Annotated in this window: 13 protein-coding genes; 10 read left to right on the top strand and 3 right to left on the bottom strand. The window is 60.9% G+C overall.

The features are described 5' to 3' along the window. Positions 1-266 precede the first annotated feature (266 nt). Genes KP001_RS14835 through KP001_RS14795 form a run of 9 tightly spaced genes read left to right on the top strand, consistent with a single transcriptional unit; the run spans position 267 to position 5,127 of the window. Positions 267-605: an ArsR/SmtB family transcription factor gene (locus KP001_RS14835; RefSeq protein WP_217286379.1), complete on the top strand. Its 339-nt coding sequence runs from the start codon at positions 267-269 to the stop codon at positions 603-605. A gap of 58 nt (positions 606-663) precedes the next feature. Next, complete coding sequence (gene arsB / locus KP001_RS14830) at positions 664-1,719, top strand: ACR3 family arsenite efflux transporter (RefSeq protein ID WP_217286378.1); 1,056 nt, start codon at positions 664-666, stop codon at positions 1,717-1,719. Positions 1,720-1,734: 15 nt separating this feature from the next. After that, positions 1,735-2,169 (top strand): arsenate reductase ArsC, encoded by a 435-nt coding sequence (locus KP001_RS14825; RefSeq protein WP_217286377.1) that lies wholly within the window; start codon positions 1,735-1,737, stop codon positions 2,167-2,169. Positions 2,170-2,189: 20 nt separating this feature from the next. Continuing rightward, complete coding sequence (locus KP001_RS14820; RefSeq protein WP_217286376.1) at positions 2,190-2,588, top strand: DUF2703 domain-containing protein; 399 nt, start codon at positions 2,190-2,192, stop codon at positions 2,586-2,588. Between the two features lie 16 nt (positions 2,589-2,604). After that, positions 2,605-2,865 (top strand): carboxymuconolactone decarboxylase family protein, encoded by a 261-nt coding sequence (locus tag KP001_RS14815; RefSeq protein ID WP_217286375.1) that lies wholly within the window; start codon positions 2,605-2,607, stop codon positions 2,863-2,865. Positions 2,866-2,877: 12 nt separating this feature from the next. Continuing rightward, positions 2,878-3,825: a permease gene (locus KP001_RS14810; RefSeq protein ID WP_217286374.1), complete on the top strand. Its 948-nt coding sequence runs from the start codon at positions 2,878-2,880 to the stop codon at positions 3,823-3,825. A 14-nt stretch (positions 3,826-3,839) separates the two neighbouring features. Then, on the top strand, positions 3,840-4,070 hold the full coding sequence (locus KP001_RS14805; protein WP_217286373.1) for a thioredoxin family protein: 231 nt from the start codon (positions 3,840-3,842) through the stop codon (positions 4,068-4,070). Continuing rightward, positions 4,067-4,444: a thioredoxin family protein gene (locus tag KP001_RS14800; RefSeq protein WP_217286372.1), complete on the top strand. Its 378-nt coding sequence runs from the start codon at positions 4,067-4,069 to the stop codon at positions 4,442-4,444. Before KP001_RS14805 ends, KP001_RS14800 begins: the two co-directional genes overlap by 4 nt. Beyond that, positions 4,441-5,127, top strand: a complete 687-nt coding sequence (locus tag KP001_RS14795; protein ID WP_217286371.1) for a cytochrome c biogenesis CcdA family protein — start codon at positions 4,441-4,443, stop codon at positions 5,125-5,127. Before KP001_RS14800 ends, KP001_RS14795 begins: the two co-directional genes overlap by 4 nt. A gap of 44 nt (positions 5,128-5,171) precedes the next feature. Here the strand turns inward: KP001_RS14795 and KP001_RS14790 are convergent, their stop codons facing one another. From KP001_RS14790 to KP001_RS14780, 3 genes are all read right to left on the bottom strand, one after another. Beyond that, on the bottom strand, positions 5,172-7,958 hold the full coding sequence (locus KP001_RS14790; protein ID WP_217286370.1) for a GPMC system transcriptional regulator: 2,787 nt from the start codon (positions 7,956-7,958) through the stop codon (positions 5,172-5,174). Between the two features lie 288 nt (positions 7,959-8,246). Continuing rightward, complete coding sequence (locus tag KP001_RS14785) at positions 8,247-10,091, bottom strand: TIGR04442 family protein (RefSeq protein ID WP_217286369.1); 1,845 nt, start codon at positions 10,089-10,091, stop codon at positions 8,247-8,249. 37 nt (positions 10,092-10,128) lie between these two features. Beyond that, entirely contained in the window at positions 10,129-10,884 is a 756-nt protein-coding gene (locus tag KP001_RS14780; protein WP_217286368.1) for a GPMC system MBL fold metallohydrolase, read from the bottom strand. 121 nt (positions 10,885-11,005) lie between these two features. Here KP001_RS14780 and KP001_RS14775 point away from each other — a divergent pair, with 121 nt between their 5' ends. Continuing rightward, on the top strand, positions 11,006-12,064 hold the full coding sequence (locus KP001_RS14775) for a GPMC system family 4 glycosyltransferase (RefSeq protein ID WP_367620590.1): 1,059 nt from the start codon (positions 11,006-11,008) through the stop codon (positions 12,062-12,064). The last annotated feature ends 115 nt before the right edge of the window (positions 12,065-12,179 follow it).

Below are 12,179 nucleotides of genomic sequence, written 5' to 3'. Positions count from 1 at the left end.
CAGAGCGTGAGCCGTTGACGTGCTTCCCTCTTTACCGCATAGAGACCGAAGGTGAGAGCATCTCAAACGCCAGGGGAAAGGCGGCCCTGACCGTCCTCTACTCGTACTGACCCGGGAGTTGCCGCTATCCATGCCCGGGAGCGCCACCCGCTCCGGGGGATTTTTTGCACGGTGCCGCAGGAAGTTGCACGAACCGGGTCTGCCCCCGGGCCGGGACTATCAATTTCTTCCTTGACATATCCGCTTATCCGGATATATTCCCCCGTATGAAAAAGACAGTCCAGTATTTCAGAGCCCTGGCGGATGAAACCCGCCTCCGCATATTGGCACTCCTCCTCAACTCCGGAGAGCTCTGCGTCTGCGACGTCACCGCGACGCTGCAGCTTCCGCAGTCGACGGTCTCCAGGCACCTTTCCTATCTCAAGAACGCAGGATGGGTGAACGACCGCAGGGAAGGGGTCTGGATCTTTTACACCGTCGCCACAGACGACGACATGAAGCGGCAACTCGCCGAGGTGCTCAAAGAGCGCCTGGCCGAAATCGCCGTGGTAGGTGAAGACATCAAGCGACTCGCTTCCTTTTCCGAAGGTGCTCACTGCGCCTGATTTTTTTTGCCTGATATATCCGCCCATTCGGATGCAAAGAACCGTTTAAGGAGTTTTCATGTCAGCCGGCGTTTCCAAGAAGCTTTCGTTCCTCGACCGCTACCTCACCCTCTGGATCTTCCTTGCCATGCTCTTTGGCGTGGCGGCAGGGTACCTGGTCCCGGGAGTGGAGGGTTTCATCAACTCCTTCCAGGTCGGCACGACGAACATACCCATTGCCGCTGGTCTCATTCTCATGATGTATCCCCCCTTCGCCAAGGTGAAGTACGAGGAGATGCCGGAGGTATTCCACAACAAGCGCGTGCTGGGGCTCTCCCTGGTGCAGAACTGGCTGATAGGACCGGTCTTGATGTTCGTCCTGGCCGTGGTGTTCCTCCCGGACAAGCCGGAATACATGGTGGGACTGATCATGATCGGCCTGGCCCGCTGCATCGCCATGGTCATCGTCTGGAACGAACTGGCGGATGGGAACACCGAATACGCGGCCGGTCTGGTGGCTTTCAACAGCATCTTTCAGGTGCTCTTCTACAGCGTCTATGCCTGGTTCTTCATTACGGTGCTTCCCCCGCTCGTCGGCCTCTCCGGTAGTGTCGTCGATGTCAGCATCGAGCAGATCGCCAAGAGCGTTTTCATCTACCTCGGCATCCCGTGCATCGCCGGTGCGGTCACGAGGCTCGTCGGCGTGAAGGTCATGGGGAAAGAGCGCTACCACCGGGAGTTCGTTCCGAAGATAGGGCCTGTCACCCTGGTGGCGCTACTTTTCACCATCGTCGTCATGTTCAGCCTGAAGGGGAGCCTCATCGTCCAGCTACCACTGGACGTGGTCCGCATTGCGGTACCGCTCCTCATTTACTTCATCTTCATGTTCCTGGTGTCCTTCTGGATGGGGAAGAGGCTCGGAGCCGACTACTCAAAGACCACGACCCTTGCGTTCACCGCGGCCAGCAACAACTTCGAGCTGGCGATAGCGGTCGCCGTGGCAGTTTTCGGCCTCAATTCGGGCGCCGCGTTCGCCGCCGTCATAGGTCCCCTGGTGGAGGTGCCGGTGATGATCGCCCTGGTCAACGTGGCTTTCTGGTTCCAGCGCCGCTACTTTGCGCGGGCCGCGGTTTAGGAGGAGGGGAGGGTGATGGGAAACAAGGTGAAGGTTCTTTTCGTCTGCATCCACAACAGCGCCAGGAGCCAGATGGCGGAAGCCTTCTTGAAGCGGCTTGGCGGGGATGTCTTCGAGGCTGAAAGCGCCGGGATCGAACCGGGGACCCTGAACCCGCTGGTGGTCCAGTCGATGAAGGAGGTGGGGATCGACATCTCGGGGAACCGGACCAAGGACGTTGCCGGATTCATCGAGAAAGGGGTCCTCTTCGATTACGTGGTCACCGTTTGCGACGAGACGAGCGCCGAGCGCTGCCCGATCTTTCCAGGAGCGGCGAAGCGGCTGCACTGGGGCTTTCCCGATCCGTCGGCTCTGAGGGGAACGGATGAAGAGAAGCTGTTGGCAATCAGGCGGATACGGGATGCCATAGCTGCGAAAGTAAAGGGGTGGATTCCTTCTGCCACTCCGTAGGCAAAGGCGGTGGAGGACCTATGGCCGAACTCAGAATCAGATGGCAACGTCTCGTGGATGACGCCGGCAAGACGTGTGGCCGCTGTGCTGGAACCGGGGACGAGGTCCAGGAGGCAGTAGATCTCCTACGGGTGGCGCTGGCGCCGTTGAACATCTCCGTAATCGCCGAGAGCTCGCACCTGGGTGAAGCGGAATTCGCCCAGGACCCGCTCGAGTCAAACCGGGTATGGGTCGCGGGGAAGCCGCTTGAAGAGTGGCTGAAGGTGCAAACGGGACAAAGCCGGTGCTGTGGCCCGTGCGGTGACAATGATTGCAGAACGGTTTCGGTGGCTGGGCGCGATTACGAGGTGGTGCCCAAGGAACTTGTTGTTAAAGCCGGGCTTTTGGCTGCTGCCGAATTAATAACGCCATCTGAATAAGAAAAAGGAGGGGGCCATGAAACTTGATGACCGCATCATGGAACTGATTGCAATCGGAGCTTCCATCACCGCGAACTGTCAGCCATGTCTTGAGTACCACACCGGTAAAGCCAAAGAGTACGGTGCCGACGAGCAGGAGATTCAGGATGCGATACAGGTCGGTAAAACCGTCAGAAGAGGTGCCGCGGCAAAGATGGATAAGTATGCCGCGAGCTTCAATGTGTCAGGCCTGAACAACGAAGGTGCCGATAAGGGGTGTGGCTGTTCTTTGTCCTGATAGGAGCCTTCCATGCTAAAAACCTTTGCCGATTACTTCGTGTTCCAGGTTGTCGGTCTCGATGCAAAGAGCCGGCTCGGCGGGGCCCTCGACTTCTTCGTTTACGACACCGTAAAGATCTTCCTGCTGCTGACTACTATCGTCTATGTCGTCGCGGTGATCCGCTCCTATTTCTCCCCGGAGCGTACCCGGCGCATCCTTTCCCACAACCGCGAGTACGTCGGCAACGTGCTCGCGGCACTTCTGGGGATAGTGACACCTTTTTGCTCCTGTTCGGCGGTTCCCCTGTTCATCGGTTTCGTCGAGTCCGGCATCCCGCTCGGGGTCACCTTTTCCTTCCTCGTTTCATCTCCCATGGTGAACGAGGTGGCGCTCATCATGCTCTGGGGACTGTTCGGCTGGAAGATCGCGCTCACCTATGTCGGCTCCGGCGTCGTGGTGGCGATCGTCGCCGGTATGGTGATCGGCAGGCTCCGCATGGAGCGGCACGTTCAGGATTATGTCTGGGAGATCAAGGTCGGGGCCGCCGAGATGCAGGAACAGACCTTCCGTGAAAAACTCGACTACGCCGCCGGCTACACGGTGGGGCTCCTCAAGAAGATCTGGCCGTATGTGATAATCGGCATCGGCCTGGGAGCTTTCATCCACGGCTACGCCCCGGAGGATCTCCTGGTCCGCTACGCGGGTAGAGACAACCCCCTGGCGGTGCCGCTGGCGGTCCTTATCGGTGTCCCGCTCTACAGCAACGCGGCCGGCATCGTCCCGGTGGTCCAGGCCCTGATGGAGAAGGGGCTCCCGATCGGCACGGTGCTAGCTTTCATGATGGCGGTGACGGCCCTGTCCTTACCCGAGGCCGTCATCTTGAAGAACGTCCTGAAGACGAGGCTTCTCGCCACCTTTTTCGGAATCGTCGCGGCCGCGATCGTGATTGTCGGCTATTTGTTCAACGCCATCCTATAGAGAGGAGAAAGAGCATGAAAATCGAAGTCCTTGGTACCGGATGCGCCAAATGCAAGACCCTGTACGAGAACACGAAGAAAGCGGTCGAGGAGACCGGCACCGCGGCGGAGGTGCTGAAGGTAGAGGATATCCCCTCCATCATGAAGTACGGGGTGATGAGCACTCCCGCGCTGGTCATCGACGGCCAGGTGAAGTTCTCCGGCAAGGTGGCATCGGTAGTCGAAATCATGGAGATGCTGTCATGAAGCGACTGCTCGCTGCAGCCCTGCTGCTGTTCGCCCTTCCCGCCCATGCCGAACTCCCCTCGGCCTCCGACGCCGTCATCCGCAAGGCTCTCGCCTCCGGCAAGCCCACCGTCATCGACCTTGGGGCTCGCACCTGCATCCCATGCAAAAAGATGGCGCCGATCCTGGAGGATCTCGGATCACAATACCGCGGACGGGCCTCGGTGCTGTTCATCGACGTGCATGCGGACAACGCCGCAGCCGAGAGGTTCAAAGTCCAGATGATTCCGACCCAGGTGTTCTTCGACGCCAAAGGGCGCGAGGTGAAACGACATGTCGGTGCGCTGGAAAAAGCGGACCTCGTGAGGGAGTTGAAGGCGCTGGGGGTAAGGTGAGCATCCTCGACAACGCCGAGCAGATCATCGCCGCCTACCCCCTGATCGCCTTCGGGACCGTCTTCCTGGCCGGGGTGTTGTCCTCTGTTTCACCGTGCGTCCTGGCGACCATCCCTTTGGTCGTCGGCTTCGTCGGCGGGTACGCCAACGGCGACCGGGCGCGCGCCTTCAGGTATTCGCTTGCCTTCGTGTTGGGGCTGTCCCTGACCTTTACCGCCTTCGGCGCGGCCGCCGGTCTTTTCGGCACCATGTTCGGAACACTCGGGGGATGGTGGTACGTGGCCGCCGCAGCGGTGGCGCTCGTAATGGGGGGGCAGCTCCTGGGGCTCTACGAGCTCAACTGGTTTTCCGGTATCAACTACAGGCCGAAGCGGGGAGGGGTGCCGGGAGCGTTTCTCCTTGGCCTCTTCTTCGGCGTGGTTTCCTCGCCCTGCGCGACGCCGGTCCTGGTGATCCTTTTGACGGTTGTGGCCGCCAAAGGGGGGCTCCTCTATGGCATGGCGCTGCTGTTCACCTACGCCATCGGCCACTGCCTTCTCATGCTGGTGGCAGGTACGTTCACCGGTTTCGTCGACTCCTTCATAAAAGCGAAGGGTATCGTTGCTTTCTCCCGCTGGACGAAACGTGGAGCGGGAGCTCTTGTCGCCGCGGTGGGCATCTTCCTGCTTTTCCAGGCCTTCTAGATCGCGCGTGAATGCAATAAGGGCGGTGCGCAGGGGGGCGCCAGCTAAATCTTCACCGTCTTGTAAAGGAAGTTCTTGAACCTGAAAAACCGCTTCCTCTCTTCCTCGTCCTCCTGGGGGGAGCCGGTGATGGCTTTCAGGTGACGGGCGACTTCGGGCATGCTCTTGCCGGCAACGGTACGGCTTCTCTCGACTACCAGACGCACCACATCCTTCGAAATCCGGCTCTGGGAGTAGGGCTCGTACACGGCCTCCCAGAAGTCCTTCCCCGCCTCGATATCCTTCATGATGCCGCTTGCCACTTCCTCGGCCAGCAGTTCGAACGCGGGCAACACCTGCTCGCGAGAACCATCCCGGATCGCTTTCCTGATATCCTCCCCGGTCACCAATTTGCCGGTCCTGAAGAACAGCGCGCGCAAGAGGATGCTCCTCAGTTCGCGGATGTTCCCCTTGTAGTTGTGCCCCACCAGTGCTTCCTTGGCGTCCTTGGAGAGGCTTGGCTCGTCGTCGCCGCTAGCTTCTTCGGTGCTTCGATAGGTCCGGTAGAGCTTGCCCAAAAAGTGGGTGGAGAGGTCGGGAATGTCCTCGCGCCGCTCGTTCAGGGACGGCACCACGACGGAAAGCTCGGTCAACCGGTGGTACAGGTCCTCGCGGAAGTTGCCGAGGGCGATCTCCTTTCTCAGGTCCTTGTTGGTGGCGGCTACGAGCAGAACGCGGCTGATCCGCTCACGGTTCTCGCCCAGGCGGACGAACCCGCCGTTGTCAAGAAAGCGCAGCAACTGCACCTGGGTCTTCGGGTCGGCGTCGCCGATCTCGTCCAAGAAGACGATGCCGCCGGAGGCTTCCTCCAGAATGCCCTTCCTGTCGCTGTACGCGCCGGTGAAGGCGCCCTTGATGTGCCCGAAAAGCTCGGAGTAGGTGAGATCACCGCTGTAGGCGGCGATGTTGGTCTTCTTGACCGGGAGCTCGCCGTCCGGGTTGATCTGCTGCCGGTACAGCTCGTTCAGCTTGTTGTACAGGTTGTTAAAGAAGAACTCCTTCCCCGCGCCGGTAGGGCCGAGGACCAGGATGGAGGGGAGGCCGATGGTGGCCTCCTGCAATACGTGCCGGCTCCAAAGGGCGATCCGGTTGGAGAGCGGCTGCGACACGGTGTTGATGAAGGCGACGATCTCCTGTGCCTTACGGCTGTTGCCGATGATGTTGCCCAGCCGGTAGGAAGAAACCTTGGGGTCCTTGTAGGCGATGTCGCTTTGCAGCTTGTTCACCTCGGACTGCAGCCGCTCGATGCGCTGGATGTCGGAGATGTGCCGCGAGGTGAGGCGGTCGATGATCTGCAGGATGCGTTTGTGCTCTTCGGTGAAGTACCCTTCCTGGAGCGAGTTGAGGCAGATGACGGCGATCACCTCGTCATCGCTGATCACCGGTACCGCCATCTCGCTCTTGATGAGCTCGTTCATGGGGCGGTGGAAACCCTCGTGCTGCGAGGTGTCGGTGACCTGCCCGATGATCTTCGGCTCCTTGGTCCAGGCGACGTAACCGGTGAGGCTGCGCTCTTCAGCGGGAAGGTCGCTTCCACCGATCTTGAAGGGGGGGATCTTCTTCTTCAGCCACTCCTTGTTTTTCGCTCCGACGATGGTCCCTTCCTCGTTCTCGACGACCAGGTACTTCTGCCCCTCGCGCTCCTGCACGATGGCGATGCTCCCGGTGTCGGCGCCGATGAGCTCGGTCGCCTTGGAGAGCACCTTGGTGAGGAAAGGGTGCAGCCCCTCGTTGCGCTCCTGCAGCAGGTCGGAGATCTCGGAGAGTACCTTGATCTCGAGGTGCTCGCCCCCCACCTCGTTGATGACCCGCTCCACCATCTCGGCGTGGGTCTGCAGCAGCCCCTCCTCGAACTCGGAGAAGCTGGCGAGCTGGCGGGTGAAGTAGTTGATGAGGCAGATGATCCGGCGCGTCCCCGGCTCGATGCGCGGCACCATGTACAGCGTTCTCAGTCCCATCTCCTCGGTCAGGGCGCGACGCTGTATGGTCTGGTCCTGGAGGTCGGCGATGAAGAGCGGTTTCAGGAGCTGGTCGTCGGTCACCACCCCTGCCTCGTTGACGTAGCGCGACACCAGCGAGGTGCCGTGTTTCAAGTCGATGCTGCCGACGTTGTCGTATCGGGATTTCAGATCCGGGTCCTCGGCGTGGCTCGCCAGCACCTCCATGCCGCCGCGCGCGGGGACCAGCACCGAGGCGAGAGTCAGGCCGTCGATCAGGTTGACGGCGGAGCGCACCATGAAGCCCGCCGCCTCCCTTCTCTTGTAGACCTCGACCCGGCGGGCCAGCAGCAGCTGCTGGTGGTACTTGCGGGCATGGTCCACCCGTTCGCCGGCTCTGGCCAGGAACGGGAGCAGCATCTCGATCCGGTCCCGGGAGAGGAGTTCCCCGTCGACGCAGGCGACGCCGATCGATTTACCCTCGCTGGTGATGGGGAGCATGGTGGTGCCGTCGATCTGGAAGCGCCGGGAGAAGTCTTGGTCCAGGGGGAGCCCGCTGTCTGCGGGGCGCAGAAACTGGGACGGCATCTGGGTGACGAAGGTATTGGAAACGCCGGCTTCGGCGGAGATGATCGGGAAGGTCTCGTCGCGGATCTCGGCGGCGAAACTGCCGCAGGCGAAGGCGCAGGAGAGCGCGCCGCGGGTCAGGTCCTCCAGGTAGATGCGCACCCGCTCCTGGTCCGAGACCAGTCGCGCTCCCTCCCCTACCAGGTGCAGCATCTCGTCCAGGTTTTCCTTGCCGAAAGAGGCGATCCGGTCGCCTAGGGTCTTAAGTTGCAGCTCTGTGACGGACATGAGTTCCTCTGAGTACAAAAGATACACACGAGGGCACACTAGAGGAATTGATGGCGGGTGTCAAGGGATAGCTGGGATAGCTGGGATGACGGGATGACGGGATGACGGGATGACGGGATGATGGGATGATGGGTTGATGGGATGATGGGGTGATGGGGTGATGGGGTGATGGGGTGATGGGGTGATGGGGTGATGGGGTGATGGGGTGATGGGGTGGCGCCGGCCGGACGCTGGGGCGGAGGGGCGTGGGGGAAGGGTAGGGGCGAATAATCATTCGCCCCCCGCCTTTTAGTTGAACCCCTTCCTGATCTGGTACAGCTCTTCCAGGTTCAGGCCGTTCAGGTCGAAGAACTCGCGCTCCAGCTCCTCCACGTAGAAACGGTCCAGTCCGGAGTTCTCGAGGAAGTCCTCACGCAGCGAGGAGTTCTTTTCGATGATGATCTGCGGCAGCAGATTGTGAATGTACACAGCCTCTTTCTTGATGGTGAGGATCGCCTCGCGGAACAGGTGGTCCGGGATCTCGTCGTCGATGAGCTTCTTGTTGAGAAGTTCTTCCGTGAGCTCCTTCTTGAGCGCGTCCTGGTCCGCCTTGGTGGCGTACTTCGAGTAAAAGTTGCGGATACGGTCCTTGACGTGTTCGAGCAGGGTGAGGTGCAGACGCTCGTCGCTGTCGATCTGCACCAGCTGTTCCAGGAGCGCAGTGGTGGTGAGCCGGTTCTCTTCGATGAGCTTCAATCCGGAGGCTAGGTGGCTCACCTTCTTTCTGCCGTAGATCCCCAGGTACTTGTCCTCGAAGATGCCGGAGAGGAAAAGCTTGGTGAACAGTTGCGGGGCCAGCATGTCGAAGGCGTGCTTGTTCCCCAGGAGGCTTCGGATCATCTCCTCCGAGATCCTCACGTTCTCCATGAAGGCCAGCTGGTTGATGGCGGATGAGGTCGCATCGTAGCGGTCGAAGTACGTGATGATGTACGAGTATCCCTCGAGGATGGAGATGTCGGCGCCGTCGCGGATCTTCTCGTCGCAGGCCTTGCTGGCGTCGAGCAGCATCTCCTCGAAGGCGTGGTCGCGGTTCTCGGCCGCCTGCTTCTTGGCGAAGAGGAGCTTCAGCATGTCCTCCGGCTCGATGGTGCTCTCGATGTGCCGCTCGGAAAGGAACATCCCCTCCAGGATCTGCCTGGTCTCGGAGATGTAGTTGCTCTCCTCCAGGTCGACCAGCTTCTTGTCCTTCTTGAGCATCTCGTCCAGCGTATAGAAGAGCGCCCCCGGGATCTTGTTGCGCACCGACAGGGTCTTCAGGCGGGTCAGGCGCGCGTTCTCCAGCTTGTTGATCTCCCCCTTGCGGTTGCAGGCGATCAGGATGTTCTTGTATTCGTCGACGATGCGCCTGTTGTCCGGGTGCTTGTACATCACGTCGATCCGGATCCGCTCCTGCTGGTACCGGTCGATGCCGTAGCGCTCGGCGAGCACGGCCAGCGACTGGAACTCGGCGTCGGTGATCTTCTTGTTGTTGAAGTACAGCGACTTGAACGCCTCGCTGTACTCGCGGTGCCGGATGTTGATCAGCTTGAAAAGGAAGAGGTGGGCGCTGGGATCGTCGACGATGTCCAGGATCTCCTGGATGATGAGGTTGTCCTGCTCCTCGCCGACGGCGTCAGAGCGCTTCATGGCCTTGCCCAGCACCCTGAGGATGCGCTCCTGCTGCTCGTGCATCGGTCCGGCAAAGTCTACGCCGGTGAGCGCGAAGAAGTAGTTGAAGATGGCGTTGCCGTCGAAGAAGATCTTGTCGTAGCTGACATATCCTTCGGTGCGATCGCTGAAACGCAGGGTGCTGGTTCTATGGTCGTAGTGGGTGCCGTAGATGATGAGGCGGTTGCAGACGTCCTCCTTGGCGAGGTCGGCGATGGGCTGGTCCACGCCGAACATGTACTCGCAGAAGGAGCCGCCGTTGCCCCGGTGGCTGATGCCGCTCTTGCCGATGATGAACTCGTTGCCGGGAGAGAAGAACCGGATCTCGTCGGGATCGGAGGGATCGGTGTTGAAGAAGTAACGGTTGTACGCCTCGCTACCCGCCGTGATGGCATAGAACTCGATCTGGTCGTTTGCATAGCCGTGCAGCCGAATGTCTCTGAACATCAGTTCCGTCCGTTTCTCAGGTTCTTTTCGTTCGTCTTCAAAGCGCGACCGACAAGCCGTCGTAAGCGAATTCAACGCCCTGGGGGAGCCGCTCTCCGTCGCTGTGGTGCACCTCGTGGGTCAGGTGGGTCAGCACGGTCCGGCGCGGTTTCAGGATCTCCGTTATCTTGAGCGCCCCCTCTATGTTGAAATGGTTGGGGTGCGGGGAAAAGCGCAGGGCGTCGATGATCAACAGGTCGAGTCCCTGTAAGAGGGTCATCGACCGCTCCGGAATCTCGCTGCAGTCGGTGAGGTAGGCAGCGTTGTCGAACCGGTAGCCGGTGGCCGGGAAGGAGCCGTGCATGATCGGCACCGGTGTTATGCGGCAGCCGAACAGGTCGAAGGGGGCCTCGACGGGGAAGGCCTCCAGAAGCGGCCAGTATCCCTCGGAGTGGAGCCCCTCGAAGATGTACGAAAAGTTGGTGCGAACCTGGTCGATGGTGTCCTGGCTGGCATAGCATGGAATCACCCTGCGGTGGATGAAGTGAAAGCCGCGCAAGTCATCGATGCCATGGATGTGGTCGGCGTGGGTGTGGGTGAGCAGAACGGCATCGATCTGCGGAATCCCTTCCCGCAGCGCCTGCGTCCTCAAGTCGGTCGAGGTATCGACGAGGATGCGTTGGCCGCTGGATTCGACCAGGATGGAGGCACGTGTTCTCTTGTCGCGCGGGTCAGAGGAACCGCAGACCTGGCAGTGGCAGCCGACCATGGGGACCCCGGTCGAGGTACCAGAGCCGAGGATGGTAATTTTCATGTGTCGCACCTCGGAATGCGGGTAAAGTACCATGAACCTTTGAGTGAGGCAAGGGGTTTATCCCTTGCCTAGTGCGGGTTTTACCGCTATTATCTGAACCTGTCGCGGCCTGAACTTTCTAATGATGGCCTGCGGAAAAACTTTAGCAGAGGTTCCCATGCGTGTCGGCATCATCGCCCCCAACTACTATCCCGCGGAAACCGGCAATGCCGTCACAGTCAGGCGCATCGAGCGCCAGTTGCGGCTTTTGGGGTGCGACGTGCGGGTTTTTCCTGTGGGGCGGCTGGCGGGCGAGCGGCTGCAGGCGGCCGTGGAGGAGTTCTCGCCGCAGCTGCTGCATGCCTTTCATGCCTATCACGGCGGCAGGGTGGCGCACGCGCTCTCCACATCGCTCGGGATCCCCTACCTGATCACGCTGACCGGGACCGACGTGTACCAGGCGCTGTGCGACCAGCGCGGCCTGGAGATGCACGGTGCCTTACGTTGTGCGGCGCGGCTGGTGGCCTTTCACGCCTGCGTCAAGAAGCGCCTGGGGGAGCATCTGCCCAGCATCGAAGAGCGGACCGTCCTGATCCACCAGGGGGTGGAGCTTCCGGCGGACTATGCTCCCCTCGCCGGCGCCGGGGCGGAGGATGAATTTGTTTTTCTGCTTCCCGCCGGTATGCGTCCGGTAAAGAACGTGTTGTTCCCGCTGGCCCCCCTGGCCGAGTTGCATTCCCGCTACCCGCAGGTGCGGCTGGAACTGGCGGGGCCGGTGCTTGAGCCGGGGTATGCCGCGCAGGTGATGGAAGAGCTGGAGCGGTACCCTTTCGCGCGCTACCTGGGGGTGGTGGCCCACGACGCCATGGGAGAGCTCTACCGCCGGGTCGACGTTGTTCTCAACACCTCCCTGACCGAAGGGGGAATGGCCAATACCGTCCTCGAGGCCCTTGCCTACGCCAAACCCGTCCTGGTCTCCGATATCGAGGGTAACCGTTCCATCATCAAGGACAGCGTCACCGGCCTTGTTTACCGCGACGCAGCCGATTTCCGCGGCAAAGCCGAACACCTGGTGACCGACGCGCATCTGCGCGGCCGGTTGGGGAAAAACGGCAGGTGCCTGGTCCGTGACAGCTGTTGTCCCGAGAAAGAAGCCGGCTCCTACCTCGCCCTGTACCGCGACATCCTCTCCGCAGCCTAGCCGCACCCGTCGCACCCGTCGCACCCGCCGCACCCGCCGCACCCGCCGCACCCGCGCGGGCGCCGCAGGTGCCTTGGCAGGGTCCACCCGGCGATCCCCGTCCACCGAGTCCACC

The sequence above is a fragment of the Geomonas subterranea genome, from assembly GCF_019063845.1.
GTDB lineage: Bacteria > Desulfobacterota > Desulfuromonadia > Geobacterales > Geobacteraceae > Geomonas > Geomonas subterranea.
This window is presented reverse-complemented; position numbering and strand designations above follow the sequence as displayed.